18 protein-coding genes are annotated in these 19074 nt (G+C 68.0%); 7 read left to right on the top strand and 11 right to left on the bottom strand.

Annotated elements, in window-relative coordinates:
• Positions 1 to 32 precede the first annotated feature (32 nt).
• From V9K93_RS14910 to V9K93_RS14885, 6 genes are read right to left on the bottom strand one after another with little or no spacing between them, the layout of a single operon-like run.
• The gene (locus V9K93_RS14910; protein ID WP_295381383.1) at positions 33 to 782 is read right to left on the bottom strand and encodes a hypothetical protein; all 750 of its coding nucleotides are present in this window, start codon (positions 780 to 782) and stop codon (positions 33 to 35) included.
• Positions 782 to 1402, bottom strand: coding sequence for a DUF3299 domain-containing protein (locus V9K93_RS14905; RefSeq protein ID WP_337302796.1), 621 nt, complete (start codon positions 1400 to 1402; stop codon positions 782 to 784). Before V9K93_RS14905 ends, V9K93_RS14910 begins: the two co-directional genes overlap by 1 nt.
• Positions 1392 to 1943 (bottom strand): DUF3299 domain-containing protein, encoded by a 552-nt coding sequence (locus tag V9K93_RS14900; RefSeq protein WP_046982535.1) that lies wholly within the window; start codon positions 1941 to 1943, stop codon positions 1392 to 1394. The genes V9K93_RS14905 and V9K93_RS14900 overlap by 11 nt, the downstream gene beginning before the upstream one ends.
• A gap of 2 nt (positions 1944 to 1945) precedes the next feature.
• Complete coding sequence (locus V9K93_RS14895; protein WP_337302795.1) at positions 1946 to 3199, bottom strand: ABC transporter permease; 1254 nt, start codon at positions 3197 to 3199, stop codon at positions 1946 to 1948.
• Complete coding sequence (locus V9K93_RS14890; protein WP_046982533.1) at positions 3192 to 3887, bottom strand: ATP-binding cassette domain-containing protein; 696 nt, start codon at positions 3885 to 3887, stop codon at positions 3192 to 3194. Before V9K93_RS14890 ends, V9K93_RS14895 begins: the two co-directional genes overlap by 8 nt.
• Positions 3884 to 4417, bottom strand: coding sequence for a ZrgA family zinc uptake protein (locus V9K93_RS14885; protein ID WP_046982532.1), 534 nt, complete (start codon positions 4415 to 4417; stop codon positions 3884 to 3886). The genes V9K93_RS14890 and V9K93_RS14885 overlap by 4 nt, the downstream gene beginning before the upstream one ends.
• Before the next feature lie 32 nt (positions 4418 to 4449).
• Here V9K93_RS14885 and V9K93_RS14880 point away from each other — a divergent pair, with 32 nt between their 5' ends.
• Positions 4450 to 4977, top strand: coding sequence for a MerC domain-containing protein (locus V9K93_RS14880; protein ID WP_337302794.1), 528 nt, complete (start codon positions 4450 to 4452; stop codon positions 4975 to 4977).
• A 6-nt stretch (positions 4978 to 4983) separates the two neighbouring features.
• On the opposite strand, the gene V9K93_RS14875 is transcribed toward V9K93_RS14880, so the two are convergent.
• A complete protein-coding gene (locus V9K93_RS14875; RefSeq protein WP_337302793.1) occupies positions 4984 to 7116 on the bottom strand; it encodes a TonB-dependent receptor in 2133 nt (710 codons plus the stop codon).
• A 188-nt stretch (positions 7117 to 7304) separates the two neighbouring features.
• Between V9K93_RS14875 and V9K93_RS14870 the strand changes: the two genes are divergently transcribed.
• The 5 genes from V9K93_RS14870 (at position 7305) to V9K93_RS14850 (ending at position 11651) form a co-directional block, all read left to right on the top strand.
• Positions 7305 to 8159, top strand: a complete 855-nt coding sequence (locus V9K93_RS14870; protein ID WP_337302792.1) for a helix-turn-helix domain-containing protein — start codon at positions 7305 to 7307, stop codon at positions 8157 to 8159.
• Between the two features lie 111 nt (positions 8160 to 8270).
• On the top strand, positions 8271 to 8648 hold the full coding sequence (copC, locus tag V9K93_RS14865) for a copper homeostasis periplasmic binding protein CopC (RefSeq protein ID WP_046982528.1): 378 nt from the start codon (positions 8271 to 8273) through the stop codon (positions 8646 to 8648).
• 10 nt (positions 8649 to 8658) lie between these two features.
• Entirely contained in the window at positions 8659 to 9543 is an 885-nt protein-coding gene (gene copD, locus V9K93_RS14860; RefSeq protein WP_337302791.1) for a copper homeostasis membrane protein CopD, read from the top strand.
• 45 nt (positions 9544 to 9588) lie between these two features.
• Entirely contained in the window at positions 9589 to 10287 is a 699-nt protein-coding gene (locus V9K93_RS14855) for a heavy metal response regulator transcription factor (RefSeq protein ID WP_046982526.1), read from the top strand.
• Entirely contained in the window at positions 10284 to 11651 is a 1368-nt protein-coding gene (locus V9K93_RS14850) for a heavy metal sensor histidine kinase (RefSeq protein ID WP_046982525.1), read from the top strand. Before V9K93_RS14855 ends, V9K93_RS14850 begins: the two co-directional genes overlap by 4 nt.
• Positions 11652 to 11716: 65 nt before the next feature.
• Here V9K93_RS14850 and V9K93_RS14845 read toward each other — a convergent pair whose 3' ends face one another.
• Positions 11717 to 12655, bottom strand: a complete 939-nt coding sequence (locus V9K93_RS14845; protein ID WP_136637940.1) for a LysR family transcriptional regulator — start codon at positions 12653 to 12655, stop codon at positions 11717 to 11719.
• A 106-nt stretch (positions 12656 to 12761) separates the two neighbouring features.
• Here V9K93_RS14845 and V9K93_RS14840 point away from each other — a divergent pair, with 106 nt between their 5' ends.
• Positions 12762 to 13505 carry an SDR family oxidoreductase gene (locus V9K93_RS14840; RefSeq protein ID WP_337302790.1) on the top strand — a complete coding sequence of 248 codons (744 nt, stop codon included), beginning with the start codon at positions 12762 to 12764 and terminating at the stop codon, positions 13503 to 13505.
• A gap of 68 nt (positions 13506 to 13573) precedes the next feature.
• On the opposite strand, the gene V9K93_RS14835 is transcribed toward V9K93_RS14840, so the two are convergent.
• The 3 genes from V9K93_RS14835 to V9K93_RS14825 are packed head-to-tail and all read right to left on the bottom strand — an operon-like array spanning position 13574 to position 19061.
• Positions 13574 to 16648, bottom strand: coding sequence for an efflux RND transporter permease subunit (locus V9K93_RS14835; RefSeq protein ID WP_337302789.1), 3075 nt, complete (start codon positions 16646 to 16648; stop codon positions 13574 to 13576).
• A complete protein-coding gene (locus V9K93_RS14830; protein ID WP_337302788.1) occupies positions 16645 to 17817 on the bottom strand; it encodes an efflux RND transporter periplasmic adaptor subunit in 1173 nt (390 codons plus the stop codon). Before V9K93_RS14830 ends, V9K93_RS14835 begins: the two co-directional genes overlap by 4 nt.
• A complete protein-coding gene (locus V9K93_RS14825) occupies positions 17814 to 19061 on the bottom strand; it encodes a TolC family protein (RefSeq protein ID WP_337302787.1) in 1248 nt (415 codons plus the stop codon). The genes V9K93_RS14830 and V9K93_RS14825 overlap by 4 nt, the downstream gene beginning before the upstream one ends.
• Positions 19062 to 19074 lie beyond the last annotated feature (13 nt).

Genomic DNA, 19074 nt, shown 5'->3' with positions numbered 1-19074 from the left:
CCCGCAACAAGGCCGCCGGGTATGGCCCCGCGCTACCGGCAGTCTTCCGGCAACGCGGCAATCGCCGACACCACCGCTGCCTGCATGCCCTGCCCCACGGCCATGTCCAGCTCCCCGCCCGTTGCCCCATGTTGGCGCCGCAGCTCGTCCTCGCACAGGCCGCGCACCCGCGCACGCGCATTGGCGCGCAGGCTGCTGCAACGCCAATCGGTGCCCCCCAGCGGCAGCACCGAATACACCACGCTGTTGCAGGCGTTGCCTGCCCGCTGCTGCAGCGACAGGCCGCCGAAATCACGCGGTTCGCTGCTGCGCTGCGGATCGAAATAGCTGTCCGGGAAGGTGCGCGCGTACTGTTCGATGTCCACCTGCATGCTGCGCCCACCGGCCAACGGCATCTGCAGCGGCTGGCCACAATGCGTGGCGTCTGCACGATGCTGGATGTACTGGTAGATCGGCCGGTCCAGCGAGGGATCCTGCTGGGTCACAGCACTGACCGCTGCCAGCACCGGCAACGATGCACGATTGGCCATGCGCGCCAGCAGCCCCGTCTGTGCCGGCTGGCAGCGGTCGCGCAACGTTGCCGCCAGCAGGAACAGCACATCATTGCGAAAGGCGTGGTCTTCGCCCAGGCGTTGCTCGATGCGCTGGCTGGCATCGGCTGCCGGTGCCGGAAACGCGACCGCCGGAGGCTCTGGGACTACGGCGCGCCGCTGCCAGCACACCGCCAGCGCCACCCCCGCTGCCGCCAACACCACCGCAGCGATGATCCAGCGCGCGCGCATCAGTTGTGGATCGCCGTCAGCGTCGCCGCTGCGGCGTCGTAGGACGCGCTGGCGATATCCGCATCGAAGCGCTTGACCTGCAGGCGACCGGCCAACCGGTACGGATCCCACAGGTCGCCCAGCGCGATCGGCGTGGCCAGGGTCACATGGATGATCTGGTTCGGCGGCGGTGGCGGCACATGGATGCAGGCCCCGTAGAACGGCACGAACAACAGTTCGTCGACCAGTCCTGCGTCGTTGGTGCCCAGCGGCACCACGTAGCCATCCAGGTCAACGGCGCGGCCATCGGCAGTTTCGACCACCTGCGATGAACCGAACTGCTTGGCGCGGTCCGGGCTGGAATGGTCGATCTCCTGCCCCGGTGGCGTGCCCGAGCCGGTGTCGTCGATCAGCCCGCCGACCCCGTCCATGCCATTGCGTGACAGGCCGATCTGCGGCGGCGGCCGCTGGTAGGTCACTTCGTCGGGCCGCAGTGCATCCCAACGGTCGATGGGCGCTTCGGTCGTGGCCGGCTGCGCCGCTGCCGGTGCTGCGGCGACGGTGGTGGCGCCCCCACCCGCCTGCGTACACCCCAGCAAGCCCAGGCAACACGCCAATCCGATCAGGACGCTACGGTTCATACGGCCTCAGCTGCGCATCGCGCATGGTGTAGGCGGAGCCGGCCAGATCATCGTCCAGCCGTTCGGCGCGCAGGGTACCGGCCAGGAAGAACGGCGAATACATGTCCGGCATCTCGATCGGGCGCGGCAGCACCACGTGCACGATCTGGTTCGGCGGTGGCGGCGGCACATGGATGCAGGCGCCGTAGTACGGCACGAACAGGAATTCGGTCAGCCGCCCGTCCTGCGCGTTGGCCAGCGGCACCACGTAGCCCGGCAAGCGCACCGGCCGCTGCAGTACGGTCTCCACGGTGCGGAACGTACCGAACTGCGGCATGCGCCGGTTGCCGTTGTGCTCGACCTCCGGGCCCTCGCCGCGCTCCAGCGCCGCCAGTTCTTCCTTCGGCATCATCTGCAACCAGTCCAGTTCCTGTTCCTCGGCAGCTGCCGGGGCATCGCGATCGACCACCGGTGACGGTGGCAGCGCCTGCACGCCGGTATCGACCGGGCGTTCGCAGGCGGTCAGCACCAGTAACATTGGCAACAGTGGCAACCAGCGCATGCTCAGCCCCCGGGTGACAGGCCATCGGCCAGCGTGCGCCGATAGGCCAGCAGCGCCGGCACCAGGCCGGCCACCGCGCTGATCGCCAGCACACCCGCGACCCACGCCAGTTCGCGGCCATCCGGCCAGATGTGGGTGATCGACAGGCCGAAGCTGGCCAGCGCCCAGCCACGCCCGGCCAGGCTGGCCACCACCAGTGCGGCCAGTGCGAGCACGCAGGCAAGCGCGCTGGTCGCCACCGCCTCCACCACCAGCAGGCTGGCGATATAGCCCGGGCGTGCACCGATGGCACGCAGCACCGCCATCTCGCGCCGGCGCTCCTGCAGGGTCGAGACCAGCAGCGCCACCAGCGAGACCATGCCCAGCAGCACCACCATCGCACTGATCAGCTGCAGTGCCCGCTCGGCGGTGCCCAGTGATTGCCACAGCTGCTGCAGGGTTACGCCGGGCAGGATCGCCAGCATCGCTTCGTCCGGATACTCGTTGATCCTGCGCTGTACCGAGAACGTGGCAATGCGCGAGTTCAGCCCGAGCATGAAAGCGGTGATGCTGGTCGGGGTCAGGTCCAGGTGGCGCGCCTGCTCGGCGCTGACGCTCTGGCTGCGCAGCTGCACGCCGGAGCGCCAGTCGACATGGATCGCCTCGATGGCCTGCAGCGAGACCAGCACCGAGGAATCAACCGGCGTGCCGGTGCGCTGCAGGATGCCAGCCACACGGAACGGCTTGTCGGCATGCGTGGCCAACGTGACCGCGCCGGTGCCATGGGCCAGCACGATCTCGTCGCCGAGGCCGACCTTCTGCGCGCGTGCTACCTCCGCGCCGATCACGGCGTCGTACAGGTCGTCGAACGGCCGCCCCTGTGCAAACGCCAGCGCATGCCCCGCGCCGTAGCGGTAGTGCTCGAAGTAGCCGCCACTGGTGCCGATCACCCGGTAGCCGCGCCACGAATCGCCCAGCGACAATGGCACCGCCCACTTCACCTGCGGCAGCGAGGACAGCTCCTGGTAGGACTGCCAGGACACGTTGTTGGTCGGGTCACCGATGTGGAACACCGAATACAGCAGCAGGTTCACCGGCCCGGAGCGGGCACCGACGATCAGGTCAGTGCCTGAGACGGTGCTGGCGAAACCTTCGTGCGCCTGCATGCGTACGCGCTCAACACCGAGCAGCAGCACCACGCTGAGGGTGATCACCAGCACGGTGAGGCTGACGCTCAATGCGCGGCTGCGCAGGCTGGCCCAGGCAAGTTCAAGCATGGGTGCCACCTGCGTGATTGATCTGCGACAACGCGATGGTGCGGTCGAACAAGGGCTGCAGGCTTTCATCGTGGCTGACCACCAGAACCGTGGTACCGGCGGCCCGGCACTGTGCGGACATCAGCTGCAGGAAGGCGGTCGCGGCTTGGCGATCCAGCGCCGAGGTCGGCTCGTCGGCCAGCAGCACTGCGGGGCGGCCTATCAAGGCGCGTGCGGCGGCCACGCGTTGCTGCTGGCCGACACTCAGGGTACCGGCCGCACGCTTGGACAACGCCGGATCCAGCTGCAGCGCTTCCAGCAGACGCAGGATCTCGTCGTCCAGCGGCCCGCTGATGCGCTCACTACGCACCGGAGAAAAGCGCAGGCCCAGCGCGATGTTGTCGCGCACGCTGAGGAACGGCAGCAGGTTGAACTGCTGGAAGATCACGCCCAGCTGATCGGCACGGAAGCGATCACGCGCGGCACCCCGCATCATCTGCAGCGCGTGACCCGCCACTTCGACGCGCCCCCTGCCGGGAAGCAGGACGCCAGCCAGCAGGCCGAGCAAGGTGCTCTTGCCGCCACCGCTCACTCCACGCAACAGCACGCTGCTGCCCTGCTCTATCAGCAGCTGCGGGATATCCAGCACCAGGCGTGTTGCGTAGCCGAACTGCACATCCTCCAGGGCGATCACCGCTGGCGTGCTCACGGCGCCAGCACCACGCGCAGGTTGTCGGCACTCAGCACGCTGCGGTCCTGGCCGTTGGCGGTCGCACTGTTGACGATGACTTCGTGCAACCCGGGGAACAGCACCGGCAGGCGCACGACCAGGGCGCGCAGTGCACTCGGATTCGTGCAGCGATACTGCAGGTTGGCAGTGAAACCGGCGTGGCGATGTTGCCCGGCCGCTGGCACAGCGGCGGTCGCAGCGAAGCCTTCGGCACTGGCTTCACTGCTGGCCAGGCGGCAGTTGGCGGCGGTGGGCAGGGTGACCCAGCTGCCGCCCTTCAGCAATGCCGTGGCGCGCGACAGTGCCGCCTGCTCGGTCGCGTTGGCGGGCGGTCGCTCGAAATCAAGAATGCCGATACCCGGCGCCTGCAGGGCGAACTCCAGCGTTCCCTGGTCGAGTGCGAGATCGACGGTGGCCTGGCCGTGCACGTGCGGTGCATGCTGGCGGACATCGTGTGCCTGCGCCGCGTTGGCAGCCAGCAGCAGGAAAAGAGCAGCAGGAAGCTTCATGGGGGAGACTCCAATTGTTACTATGTAACATAATGGACCACATCCCCCCGACCCCCGCAAGGGCTCTGGCCCAGCCGCCAACTTCGGCACGCTGGCATCCCCGTTTCGATCTGGCCGGTGCCTGGCTGTCGCTGGCCTGCGCCGCCCATTGCATCGCCCTGCCACTGCTGCTGGCCTTCGTGCCGGCGGCAATGATGGCGCTGCGCTCGTTCCAGCACCCCGGCCACGGCGTGATGACGCTGCTGTTGATGATGTCGCGCTGGGAATGGTTGTTCGCATTGATGGCCTCGACACTGGCGCTGGCCAGTACCACGGCCGGGCTGTACCGGCATGGGCGCTGGCTGCCGGTGCGGCTGGCCGTGGTTGGCGCGATCCTGCTGGTGTCAGCGTCGCTGTACCTGCCGTTGAAGGAATCGCTGCTCTGGCATGGCGTGGCCACCGCCTGCGGTGGCGTGCTGCTGGCATGCGCGCACATCGGCAACCGGCGGGCATTGCACGTCCACCGGTGGCGCCGGCCACTGGCCGGCGCCCCGCAGATGCCGGCCAGCGGCCGGCACTAACTTTGCTCAGAAGCGGTAACCCACTTCCGCGCCGAAGATGCGCGGGCTGTCGACCGGGCCGTAGTAGTTGCCGTCGCGGCCGAAGGCCAGGTTGTCGAAGATCAGGCCATTGATGCGGCGCTTGTTGGTCAGGTTCTGCACGAACACCCGCGCGCTCCACGGCCCGGTCTCGTAGCCAAGCTGCGCACCGAGCACGGCCACTGCGGGCTGGAACGCGCGGTTGCGTTCATCCAGCGCACTGGAGCCAGTGAACTGCGATTCCAGCCGAGCATAGATGCCCGAGTCGAACTGATAGCGCGCCGCCAGATAGCCAGTGTAGTGAGGGGTCAGCTTGACCCGCTTGCCATCCAGGTTCTGGTCCACGCTGACCCACAGCTTGGAGTACTTCGCATCGACGTAGCCCACATTCGCCATCAGGATGAAGCCCGGCAGCACTTCGAACACGCCCTCCAGCTCGGCACCACGCGAACGGATCGAGGCATCCGAACCTACGTAGTCCGACGAGATCGGGCGGCCGTTGGCATCGGTGGCCACCTGGATCTCCTGCCAGTTGTCCGAGGTGATGTGGAACAGCGCGCCACCGATGTGGCCACGCCCGCCGGCCAGGTTCATCTTGAAGCCCAGCTCATGGCTCCACATGCGTTCGGACTCATAGCGCAGCACCTTGTCGTTGACCACATCGCTCTGCGCCGCAGCCAGATTGAAGCCACCCGGAATGTAGCCCTTGGCCGAGGCCGCGTAGAAGGACAGGTCGTCAGTGGCGTCGTAGCGCAGCGACACCCGCGGCAGCGTGGCCGAGAAGGTATGCGCCAGCGCGGCATCGCGGTACAGCACGCGGCCACCGGCGCCCAGATCCAGCGCACCGGCACGCTGTTCGGTGGAGCGCCGTGCCTGCTCATGGCGCAGGCCGGCGCTGGCGGTCAGCTTCGGCACCGCCGGGAAGGTGTAGCTTGCGGTGGCGAAGACGCTGTAGTCCTCGCCCTTGGAGGTCTGCCGCGGGGCCAGGTTGTAGCTGTCCAGCCCATGCAGCGCCGGGCCGGCGAAGGTGCCGAGGATCGAATCCTTGCTGTTGCGGTAGGTCGACACACCCGCCATCCAGGTCAGCGCCTGGTCGCTGGGCGAGCTGAAGCGCGCCTCGGCCGTCCATTCCTTCTTCCTGTCGTAGATGCGACCGGCCAATGCCGGGCTGTTGGTCATGTCGAAGTCGTAGCCGGCCGAGGTCACCTCCTCGTCCCGCCAGGAAGCGGCCACGTCCAGCGTGCCGGCCTGCAGCTGCCATTGCGCACTGAGGCCAGCCACCGTTTCGTCCTTTTCGGTGCGCTTGGGCGCGTCGTTGATGTAGGTGAAGTCACCGGCACGGCGGCCGCCATTGAGCGATGTGCCGTAGGTGCGGTTGTAGAGGCCGGTATCCAGCGGCAGGTATTCATACTCGAACATGCCCGGCGCGCGGGTGCGCAGGTGATAGGCCAGCGCGTTCACCGAAACGTAGTCGCTCGGCCGCCAGCGCAGCTTGCCCTGGAGGTAGCCTTCGCCGACCTTGCCGCGTGCACCGGAAGGCGTGAGGTTCTTCAGGTAGGCGTCCTCATCGGAGCCCATGAACGCCACCGAGCCGGACAGGCTGCCCGTCTTGTTCAGCGGCCCTGCCAGGAAGCCATCGAGAGCGGTGCCATTGCCGTTGCCGAACCAGGTGCTGCGCAGGTTGACCTCGCCTTCGCGCTTGTCCGCAGGACCACGCGTACGCACCAGCACCAGGCCGGATTCGCTGTTGGCGCCATACAACGTGCCCTGCGGACCGCGCAGCACCTCCACCGACTCGACCTGGTTGAGCACGGCATTGCTCAGTTCGCGGAACGGAATGCCGTCGATGTAGACCGAGGCGCGGTTGACCAGGAATGGATTGGACTCGATGCCGCGGATCGAGATGAACATGTTGCTGAGCTGGCCCATCGCATTGAACTTGACGTTCGGCGCGAGCTTGTCGAGGTCACGGAACTCGGTGACGCCCGCTTCCTTCAGCGCCTGCCGATCGAGCACCGTCACCGACAGATCGCTCTTCAGGTAAGGGGTATCGCGCTTGGAACCGGTGACGCGGACACCGTCGAGCGTGGTCGGGTCGGCCTGCTGGGCAAGGGCGGGCAAGGCAGGAACGAGCAGGGATGCTGCGATGAGCGCGGCAGCAGGCGTGGACGACTTCAAAGCGGGAACCTCGACGGATGGAGTGGCGGACGCGCGGGCGGCGGCAGCGCGGGACAATAGTGTTATCCTGTAACATTCGCGCCCCGCCGCCACTCCATTTCCGGCAGCGCCGCTCCATTCCCGGATCCGTGATGCCCGCCCTCACCGACCAGTTGCTGCAGGAAACCCGGTCGCAGGCCCCTGCTGCCCACGCCAGCGATGACGGGGCGGTGGTGCTGCTGCGCCATCGCTTCGAGGCCAGCGAAGGCGAGATGGGCCATCCGCACCAGCTTCGCCTGGGCCTGGCCGTGGGCGGCGGCGGACGGCTGCAGCAGCGCACCCTCAACGGCCTGCTGCAGGCGCCGTGGCGGCCCGGCCAGTTCAATCTGGTGCTGCCGGGAGACACCGGCACCTATGCCAGCCCCGCAGTCGATCTGCTCGGCATCGCCATCGATACCCGCCTGCATCCGCAGGATCCGCAGCGGTTGCAACACCTGCAGCCGCTGGCGGCGCGGCTGCACCACGACCCGGTGATCACTTCGGTACTGCAGGCGTTGTGGTGCAGCGCGCAGGCCGATGTCTGCCTGCCAGGCTTCCTGGAGCATGGCGCCCAGGTCCTGCTCCACCGCCTGGGCCAGCTTGCCGGGCTTGCCTGCACGGAACGCGGCAGGGACACGGCACTGTCCACGCGGCGGCTGCAGCAGCTGGAGGCCTACATCGATGCACAGCACGGCCAGCCTCTTGAAGTCGCACAGTTGGCCGCTGCGGTGCAGATGGACCCGTCCACGTTCGGTCGTGCGCTGCGCGCCGCCACCGGTCTGCCGCCCTATGCGTTCCTGACCCGACGCCGCATGCAATGGGCGCGCGGGGCACTGGCCCAGGGATGCAGCGTCACCGAGGTTGCGCTGGCCAGTGGCTACGCCAATCCCAGCAAGTTCAGCGCAGCCTTCCGGCGTGTGGTCGGTTGTTCGCCTTCGGCCTGGATCGCGCAGTCACGGGCCCGGTAGCGCCGGCCGCGGGCCGGCAGCCAACATTACAGACCGGTAATGTTCGCGTCAGGGCAGCGAAAGGCGCGCTGCACCACCCTGAGCGCAACTTCCCGACAGGCGTTCCCGCACATGACCCGCGCCCTGCTCCGCCCCACCTCGCTCGCCCTGCTGCTGTCCGGCCTTGCGGTCGCACCGCTGGCGCTGGCCCATCCCAGCCTGGTGCGTGCAACGCCGGCCGCCGACGCCACCGTGGCCCCGGCCAGCCAGATCGAACTGCAGTTCAGTGAAAAGGTGATGCCGCGTGCCACCCGCATCGAACTGAGCATGGACCATGGCCGCATGAAGATGGCGATGCCGACCACTGCGCAGGAGATCTCCGAGGACGGCCACACCCTGCGCGCGCGCTTCGCCAAGCCGCTGCCTGCCGGCACTTACGCCCTGCAGTGGCGCGCGGTCGGCCAGGACAGCCATCCGATCACCGGCAACTACCGCTTCACCGTGAAGTAAGGCCGCTGCTGTGGCCGAGCTTTCGCCGTATGCGCTGCGGCTTTCGCTGTATGCCGTGTTGATGCTGCTGTTCGGGCGGATGCTGTTCGTCCGGCCCGGGCTGCCGCACGGCGTCTCGCTGACGCTCACCGTGATCGCGTTGGTACTGGTCATCACCGACGCGGTGACCCGGTTGTCCGGCGTGCTTGGCATATCGCCGGCCGACATCGACGGCGAGACCGCGCGCTGGTTTCTTGCCGGTACGCCAGTGGGGGAAGCGGGCCTGCTGCGCCTCCTGGCCGTACTGGCAATGTTGCCGCTGCTGGCCATCAACCGCCCCGTACAGGGCCTGCGCCGCCTCGCACTGCTGGCACTGTCTGCCAGCGCATTGGCCAGCCTTTCCTGGAATGGCCATGCCGCCGCCGGCGACGGGTTCGGCGGCACGCTTCGGCTCGGCGCCGGCATGCTGCATCTGCTGGCCGCCGGCGCCTGGGTCGGGGCGATCGCCGCCATCCTGCAGCTGGCGCTGCGACCGCAGGGCCTGCGTCTGCGCGAACGCACCCGCGAGCTGTGGCAGGCCGCGCACAGCTTCGCTGTGCCCGGCACGATCATCGTCGCCCTGCTGGCGATGACCGGCACCTATACCTATGTCGATCTCGGCGGCTCGCTGCACACCCTGGCCGAAACCGCACATGGGCGCTGGCTGCTGCTCAAACTGGCCCTGGTCGGCGGCATGCTGGGGCTGGCCGCGCTGCATCGCTGGCGGCTGGTACCGGCGCTGGCCGTTTCCATCCGCGGCGGCTGGCAACCCAGGCCACTGCGTTCGCTGCGCCACAGCCTGGCCTGCGAAGCGGTGCTGGCGCTGCTGGTGCTGGCCTGTGTAGCGGTACTCGGCACCCTGGACCCGGTGGCATGAACCGCCGCTGCCGACCCACCCGCAAGCTGCGATGATGGCCGCACCATGAAACTGCTGATCGTCGAAGACGAACCCAAGACCGGCAACTACCTGCGCCAGGGCCTGATCGAGGCCGGCTATGTGGTCGATCTCGCCAGCAACGGCATCGACGGGCTGCACCTGGCCGAGAGCGGCGAGTACCAGCTGGTCATCCTCGATGTGATGCTGCCCGGCCTGGATGGCTGGACCGTGCTGTCGCGGCTGCGTGGAGCCGGCTGGCCGCTGCCGGTGCTGTTCCTGACCGCGCGCAGCAGCATCGCCGACCGCGTGCAGGGCCTGGAGCTGGGCGCCGATGACTACCTGGCCAAGCCCTTCGCTTTCGCCGAGCTGCTGGCGCGCGTGCGCACGCTGCTGCGCCGTGGCCAGGCCGTGCCGCAGGTTGAACGCATCGTCATTGCCGACCTGGTGGTGGATACCCTGCGCCGCCGGGTGGAGCGTGGCGGCCAGCGCATCGCGCTCAGCCAGAAGGAGTACACCCTGCTGGAGCTGCTGGCACGGCGCCGTGGCGAAGTGCTGCCGCGCTCGCTGATCGCCTCGCAGGTGTGGGACATGAACTTCGACAGCGACACCAATGTGATCGACGTGGCGATCCGCCGCCTGCGCGCGAAGATCGACGATGATTTCGCCGAGAAGCTGATCGTCACCGTGCGCGGCATGGGCTATGTGCTGGAGGCGCCGGACGACGGCGCCGCGCGCAACGGATGAGCCTGCGCCGCTCCATCGCGGTGCGGCTGACGCTGCTGTTCGCCACCGTGGCAACGCTGGTGCTGGCGGCACTCGGCGTGGCGATCTATATCAGCGCCCGTCACGATCTGGTCGCACAGGATTTCACCGAGCTGGAGAACAAGGTCGCGTTGATCAGTGACCTGGCCGGCAATGGGCCTGCGTCCGTTCGCGGGCAACGACTGGCAGAGGCGCTGAGCCACCATCCCGACATCGCCTTCCATATTGTGGATGCGCGCGGCACCGTGCTGTTCTCCACCGCGCCGGCGCTGCTGCGCGAACACGCACGCAGCCAGCCTATCGATAGTGCCTTCCGGCGGCACGACTGGATCCTTGCCGACGGAACGTGCATGCATGCGCTGCACCTGCGCCAGACCCTGGCCGACGGCAGCCAGCTGCTGATCCTGCTGGCCATCGACGATGCCCGCCACGCCGACTTCCTGCAGCGCTTCCGCCACCTGCTGGCGATCGCCATCATCGGTGCCGCCGTGGCCAGCAGCCTGCTGGGTGGCTATGTGGTGCGGCGAACGCTGCGGCCGCTGCGGACGCTGGCCGATGAAGCCCGTCAGATCACCGCAGGGCGCCTGCAACGGCGGTTGAACGCCCGCAGCGCGCCGGCTGAGCTGGAACAGCTGGCGCAGACCCTCAACGGCATGCTGGCGCGATTACAGCAGGACTTCGCGCGCCTGACCGAATTCTCCGGTGATCTGGCTCACGAGCTGCGCACGCCTATCACCAACATGCTGACCCAGGTACAGGTGGTGCTGGCCCACCCGCGCAGCAACGAGGCCTATCGCGAGACGCTGGCCTCGTGCGCCGAAGAACTGCAGCAGTTGGCGCAGACCGTGGGTGACCTGCTGTACCTGGCGCAGGCCGAGGCGCCGGGGGCACTGCCTTCGCGCGAGCCGGTGGCGCTGGATGCGGTGGTGGATTCGCTGCTGGAGTTTTACGAACTGCTGGCTGAGGACCGGCAATTGACCCTGTGCCGCGACGGCGTGGCGAGCGTGGAAGGCAACCGTTTGATGCTGCACCGGGCGATCGCCAATCTGCTGTCCAACGCGTTGAAGCACGCAGCCGTGGGCAGCGAGGTGCGGGTGGAGCTGGTCGAGGGCGATGGCATGTGCAGGGTCAGCGTGCACAACCTCGGCCCGCCGATTGCCGAAGCAGCACTGCCGCGCCTGTTCGATCGCTTCTATCGCGGCGAGCGTGGCCGCCACGAAGGTGCTGGACTGGGCCTGGCGATCACCCGCGCAATTGCACAGGCCCATGGCGGAACGGTAAGCGTGACCTCCGATGAAACCGGCACCGTGTTCGAGCTGGTGCTGCCGAGCGCCGCAGCGCCGTAATACCGGCCGCTGGCCGGCAGCCTTGGCACACCCAGCGTATTGCAGTTGCCGGCCAGCGGCCGGCACTACCCAGCATGGCCAGCGGTTGGTAGTGCCGGCCGCTGGCCGGCAACCCCGGCCGGGTCGAACATCCCGGCTACCCAATCGATGAACACCCGCAGCCGCGGCGACGGCGTGCGGTTGCGCGGGTAGACCAGATTCAACGGGCTCGGCGTCGGCGGTGCGTCCGGCAACAGCTCGACCAGCTGCCCGCGCGCAATGTAGGGGGCCATCCGGTAGCGCGGCGCCTGGATGATGCCCAGCCCTGCCAGCGCGGCACCGAGGAAGGCATCGGCGCCGGAAACCGTCACCCGCGCGGGCAGCGGGACATAGCGGATCTGGCCAGCCTGCTGGAACTCCAGTGGTATCAGCTGGCCGGTGGCACTTGAGCGGTAACCGACCATCTGGTGGCCGTCCTGCAGGGCATCGATGCTGCCCGGCACGCCTCTGGCCTGCACGTAGCTTGGCGAGGCCGCCGTGACCTCGCGCAGCATCGTCAACCGGCGCGCCGCCAGATCGCTGTCGGCCAGCGTCCCCACCCGCATCGCCGCATCCACGCCTTCGCGCAGAAGATCGACATAGCGATCGCCCTCGCTGACCTCCAGTTCGATCTCAGGGTAGCGCTGCAGAAAGTCTGGAAGGTGCGGAAACAGCAGGTGCCGGCCCAGCGTGCCATGCACTTCAATCCGCAGCGGGCCGCGTGGTGGCACGTCACGGAACGCGGCTTCAGCGTCGTCCATGTCGGCGATCAGGCGCAGGCAACGGCCATAGAAGGCCTCGCCTTCCAGCGTCGGCACCACCAGCCGCGTGGTCCGGTGCAGCAGGCGCACGCCCAGCCGATTCTCCAGCGCCTTGATCGCATCGGTCACCGTGGCCCGCGGCAAGCCGAGGTCCCCGGAGGCACGGGTGAAGCTGCGGCGCTCGACGATACGGACGAAGGCGCGCATGGCCGTGAAACGGTCCATTGTTCGGCTACCCGGATTATGTTGACGGATTATGCATGATTATCCGGATCGATGAGATGGCGAAGATGGCACTGCGCCAGTCCGGCGCGCCCTGCTGGAACCGACCATGCCCACATCTTCCGCCCGCCGCGTCGCCCTGGTCACCGGTGGTTCCCGTGGCATCGGCGCTGCCATTTCGCGCCGCCTCGCCGCCAACGGCCATGCCGTGGCGATCAACTACGCCGGCCGCCGCGATGATGCCGAGGCACTGGCAGCCGAACTCACGGCCACTGGTGCGCAGGCCATCGCGCTGCAGGCCGATGTGGCCGACCCGCAGGCGGTGCGCCAGCTGTTCGACGCCATCGAAGCCCGCTTCGGCGGCATCGACGTGGTGGTGAACAGTGCTGGCGTACTGCAGCTGGCGACGCTGGCCGACAGTGACGACGCACTGTTCGAGCGGGTCATCGGCATCAACCTGAAGGGCGCCTTCAACGTGCTGCGCGAGAGCGCGCGACGGGTGCGTGACGGCGGCCGCCTGATCAGCCTGTCCACCAGCGTGGTCGGCATCAAGCTGGAGAACTACAGCGTGTACGCGGCCAGCAAGGCCGCGGTGGAGACGATGGGCGCGATCCTCAGCAAGGAGCTGCGCGGGCGCAACATCACCGTGAACGCGGTGGCGCCCGGCCCGACCGCCACCGACCTGTTCCTGGATGGCAAGGCACCGGAGCTGATCGAGCGGCTGGCAAAGATGAATCCCCTGGAGCGACTGGGCACGCCGGAGGACATCGCCGGAGCGGTGGCCTTCCTGGCCGGTGCCGATGGCGGGTGGATCAACGGCCAGGTGCTGCGCGCCAATGGTGGGATGGTGTGACCACGCGCCAACCCCGGTAGTCGCCCACCTTGGTGGGCGCTTCACCGCATGCCAACCAAGGTTGGCATCTACCGGGCCATGGCGCGGCGCCGGTGCACCCAGTAGTACAGCGTCGGTAGCACCAGCAGGGTCAGCAGCATCGCCGACAGCAGGCCACCGATCACCACCACCGCCAGCGGCTTCTGGGTCTCGGCACCGATCGCATGCGAGGTCGCCATCGGCAGGAGGCCGAACATCGCCAGCAGCGCGGTCATCAGCACCGTGCGCAGGCGCTGCAGCGAGCCCTGCACCACCGACTGCAGCAGGTCCATGCCCTGCTCGCGCAGCTGGGCGAAGCGACTGAGCATCACCACCCCGTTCAGCACCGCTTGTCCGAACAACGCAATGAATCCGATCGCCGCCGACACCGATAGAGGAATGCCGGTCAACCACAGGGCCAGGATGCCGCCGATCATCGCCAGCGGTACGTTGGCCAGGATCAGCGCCGCGCTGCTGATGTCCTTGAAGGCATCGAACAGCAGTACGAAGATGAGCAGCACCGACAGCGGAATCACCCAGCCCAGCCGCTTCATCGCACGCTGCTGGTTCTCGAACTCGCCGGACCATTCCAACCGGTAGCCTTCCGGCAGCTGCACACTGGCATCCACGCGCTTGCGCATGTCGGCCACCACGCTGCCCATGTCACGCCCTGCGATGAAGATGCTGACCGCCTTCACCCGCTGCGCGTTCTCGCGCGAGATGTTGATCGCGCCGCTGGCCATGCGGAAGTCGGCCACGTCGGACAGCGTCACCGTGTGGCCATCGCCGATACCCACTGGCACCGTGCGCAGCCGTTGCAGGTCGCGGTCGGCATCGTCCAGGCGCAGCGAGATCGGGAACTTGCGATCGCCCTCCCACAGCTCGCCTACCTGGCGCCCGCCCAGCGCGGTCTCGATCACTTCGTCGATGTCGCGCACGTTCAGGCCATAGCGTGCTGCACGGTCGCGGTCGATATCGATCTGCAGCTGCGGCAACGAACCATCGCGGTCGATGAAGGCGCTCTCCACGCCCTCCACCCCGCGCACCTGGCCCAGGATGGCCTGTGCGTGCTGGTTCAGCACGTCCAGATCCGAACCGCTGACCTTGATCACCACCTGGCCCTTGATCTGCGAGATGCTCTCCAGGATGTTGTCGCGCACCGGCTGCGAGATCGAGAACTCCGGCCCCGGAATGCGCTGCTCCAGCGTGCGCTGCAGGTCGCTCACCAGCTGCCGCTTGTCCACGCCCTTCGGCCATTCCTTCTCCGGCTTCAACGCCACCAGCGCCTCGATCTGGTTGGCACCCTTGGCATCGGACCCGTCTTCCGGGCGCCCCAGCTTGGCCACCACCGTCGACACCTGCGGGAAGCTGCCGACCAGCTCACGGATGCGCCGCGACTGTTGCTGCGCTTCGGCCAGGCTGGTGCTGGGGTCGAGTGTGGCGGTCAACCAGATCGACCCTTCGTCCAGCTCGGGCAGGAACTCCGAGCCCAGGCGAGTGCCCAGTGCCAACGTACCCACCAGCAACGCAACTGCGGTCAGCACCACCGCACGTGGCCGGGCCAGTGCGCGCTCCAGGATCGGCCGGTACCAGTCGGTCAGGCGGTCCATCAGCGGGTTGCCATCGCGCATGCGGTCCCGTCGCAGCCACCAGTAGCAGAGCAGCGGCACCACGGTCAGCGCCAGGATCAACGCACCGATCAGCGCAGAGGTCACCGAGTACGCCATCGGCGCGAACATGCGGCCTTCCTGGCGCTGCAGGGTGAAGATCGGGATGTGCGCGGCGATGATGATCAGCATCGAGAAGAACGTCGGTCGGCCCACTTCCGATGCGGCCGAAAGAATGGTCGAGAACCGCGTCTTCCGATCAGCCGTAGGTGGCAGCTTCGACAATCGCGAGACGATGTGCTCGGTGACGATCACCGCGCCATCGATGATGATGCCGAAGTCCATCGCACCCAAGGACAGCAGGTTGGCCGGCACGCCCCACAGGTGCAGGCCGAGGAAGGTCGACAGCAGCGCCAGCGGCATCATCGCCGCCACGATCAGCGCGGCGCGGGCGTTGTACAGGAACAGCCACAGCACCAGGAACACCAGCACCGCACCTTCCAGCAGGTTGCGGAAGACCGTCTTCAGCGTGGTCGTGACCAGCCACGAGCGGTCGTAGAACGGCTCGATGCTGACCCCAGCCGGCAGCTGGTTCGCCTCGATCTCGGCGATGCGCGCATGCAGAGCGTCGAGCACGTCGGACGGATTCTCGCCCTTGCGCATCAGCACCATGCCGAACACCGCATCGTCATTGTCGTCCTGGCCGACCAGGCCCTGCCGTGGCAGGCCGGTATCGGCGATGCCGGCGAGGTCGCGCACCAGGATCGGCGTGCCCCCACGCTGCGCCACCACCACGTTGCCGATGTCGGCCGGCGAACGCATCAGGCCCACGCCGCGGATCAGGAACTGCTGCTGCCCGCGCTCCACGTAGCCGCCGCCGGCGTTGGAGCTGCCCTTTTCCAGTGCCTCAGCGAACTCACCCAGGCTGATGCCGCGGTCACGCAGCTTGTCCAGGTCCGGCTTGACCTGGAAGGTGCGCGCGAAGCCACCGAAGCTGATCACATCGGCCACGCCCGGCACGGTGCGCAGGCTGCGCTCCATCGTCCATTCCTGCACGGTGCGCAGCTGAGTCGGCGTCATGTGCGGGCCCTTGAGCACGTAGCGGTAGATCTCGCCCACCGCAGAGCTCATCGCCTCCAGCTCCGGGGTCACCCCTTCTGGCAGCTCCACACCCTGCAAGCGCTCCAGCACCTGCTGGCGCGCGAAATAGTCGTCGGCCTTGTCGTCGAAGGTCAGGATGATCATCGACAGGCCGAACTGGGTATGCGAGAACACCCGCACCGAATGCGGGATGCCGGACAGCGCCACTTCCAGCGGCATTGTCACTTCGCGCTCCACCTCTTCGGCGGCGCGGCCCGGGTGCAGCGACACCACCGTTACCTGGGTGTCCGACACATCCGGGAAGGCTTCCACCGGCAGTACGCGGAACGCGGCAATGCCAGCGCCGATGAACAGCAGCAGTGCCAGCATCACCATCAATGGCTGGCGCAGGCAGTAGGCAATCAGGCGATCGATCATGGCGCAGCGTGCCCGCTACCGGTGCTGACGGCTGCCGGCGCGCTGTCGACCAGCTGCTGCAGCAGCAGGCCGCCTTCGACCACCACCCGGCTGCCGGCGGCGAGGCCCTCACGTACCCACAGCCGGCCGTCACCCAGCTCCTCCGCGTGCACGGCGCGACGCACGAAGCGGCCCTTGCCCTCTTCCACGAACACCACCTGCTTGCCGTCGATCAGCAGCACCGCCGCATCGGGCAACGAGACACCGCCCTCGGCCGGCAACGCCACCTGGGCGCGCACATACTGTCCGGCCTTGAAGCCGCGTGCACGATTGTCCAGCTCGGCGCGTGCCTGCACCACGCGGCGTTCGCTATCGACGAAGTCATCCACGTGCTGGAGGGTCGCCTGCAGTGGTTGCCCATCGGCGCCTGGCACGCTCACCTGCATGCCCGCTTTCAAGCGTCCGGCGAGGCTCTCGGGAACATCCAGCAACAGCCACAGGCGGTCCGGATCGCCGATCACTGCCAACGGCTGGTCGTTGTCGGGGCTGACCGACATGCCCGGGCTCATCCGCCGCTCCACCAGCACGCCATCGATCGGCGCGCGCAGCGGCAGGCGCTGATCGACGCGCTGGCCGTTGCCATAAGCCTTGGCGAAAGCGGCCGCGCGCGCATGATCGGCCTGGCTGCCAGCGAAATTGGCTTCGGCCTCCTCCAGTTCACGACCCGACGCCACTCCCGCCGCGTGCAGTTCGCGGGTACGGTCCAGTTCCTTGCGTGCCTGCTGCAGCTCGGCGCGGCCACGCGCACCTTCAGCCTGGGCCTGGCCGAACTCGGGCGAGGTGATCCAGGCGATCACCTGGCCAGCCTTCACCTTCTGCCCCGGCTGTGCCTCGATGCGCGCCACCTGCCCCGGCAGCGGCGTGTGGAGTGCGCTGGAGCGCGTCTCATCCCAGACCACCCGGCCCGGCAACTGCAGGCTGGCGCTTGCGCCGACACTCACCGCCTCGCTGCGCAGCACGTCCAGCTGGCGGCTGTCGGCGGGAAACTGGATCTGGCCGGCGCTGACCTGCGGCGCATCCTCAAGATAGGATGCTGGCTCTCGACCGCAGCCGCCCAGCAGGGCCAGCGCCAGTAAGGCCGGCAGCACGGCGTGTCGCGCCTGCGGGCGATAAGTGACGGTGGACTTCATCGGGACTCTCCTTCAGCAACGGATGTGGCCGCTTCCCAGCGCGCCAGGGCAATGGCATGGTCGGCACGCGCTTCAATCAGCGCGGCCTCGAACTCGCGCCAGCTGCGGCGCGCATCCAGCAGATCGGTCAGGCTGGCAGCACCACGCCGGTAGGCCAGCTCGATGCCCTGCACGGCCTTGCGTGCGGCGTCTGACTGCAGCCCCTCGTACTCGGTGCGACGCTGTGCGGCGGACTGCGCACTGGCCTGCAGCTGGTCCAGTTCGGCGCGTGCTTCGCGCTGCAGCACCTGAATTTCCAGTGCGGCGCTGTCGCGGTCGGCCTCGGCACGCTGGATCGCGCCGCGCGCCCGCGACGGCCCACCCAGCGGAATGGTCAACGACACACCCCAGGTGACACCGCTGATGTCGGTCGGCTCACGCTCTGCTTCCACACCCAGTTGAACGTCGCGGTGGCGCTCGCTGCGTGCCAGTGCCACGCCGGCATCGGCGGCAGCCAGGCGCGAACGCGCGGCACGCAGATCGGCACGCTGCTGCGGATCGAACGCGCGCTCATCGGCCCTGCCCGCGGGGTCTGGCCACGGATCATCGGCGCTGAGGTCATGGCTGTCGTCACGTCCAAGCAGCAGGCCCAGCGCATGCCGCGCGTCACGCAGATCCAGTGCTGCCTCGCGCGCCGCGTCTGCCACAGCCAGGTCGTCCACCGCCAGCCGCGCGCGATCCACCGACGCCATCACCCCTGTCGCAACCTGCTTGTCCGCCGCCGCCATCTGCTCGGCCGAACTCCGGCGGTTGGCGTCGGCAATCAGCGTCCGCTCCTGCGCGCTCTTCAGGCCGAAATAGGCTTCGTGCAGCGCCACCTGCTGGCGGCGCCGGGTATCGAGCATCTCCAGCCCTGCCACTTCCAGCAGCGCGTCGGCCTGGCGGATGCGCAATGCACGCTTGCCACCACGTTCCCAGGTCCAGCCCAGGCCCACGGTGCTGTCCACGCGCTTGTCCTGCCAGCGCCCGGGGCCGATGCCATGCTTGGGGCTGATCTTGCTGGTGCCGATCGACAGCTCGGTGGCCGGGCGAAGCGCCGCTGTCTGCGCATCACCCTGCACACCTCGCAGCTCCAGTGCCGCCGCGCGCAGGTCCGGGTTGTGCGCTTCCATTGCACGCTGCGCTTCTGCAAGGGACAGCGCCGAAGCCGCAGGCGCGCACAATAGAGCGGCCAGCACCGCCGCAAGATGAGGGGAGAAATTCATGCACGTCACGGTA

The organism is Stenotrophomonas sp. CCNWLW162, from assembly GCF_037203745.1.
GTDB classification, from domain to species: domain Bacteria; phylum Pseudomonadota; class Gammaproteobacteria; order Xanthomonadales; family Xanthomonadaceae; genus Stenotrophomonas; species Stenotrophomonas maltophilia_AQ.
This window is presented reverse-complemented; position numbering and strand designations above follow the sequence as displayed.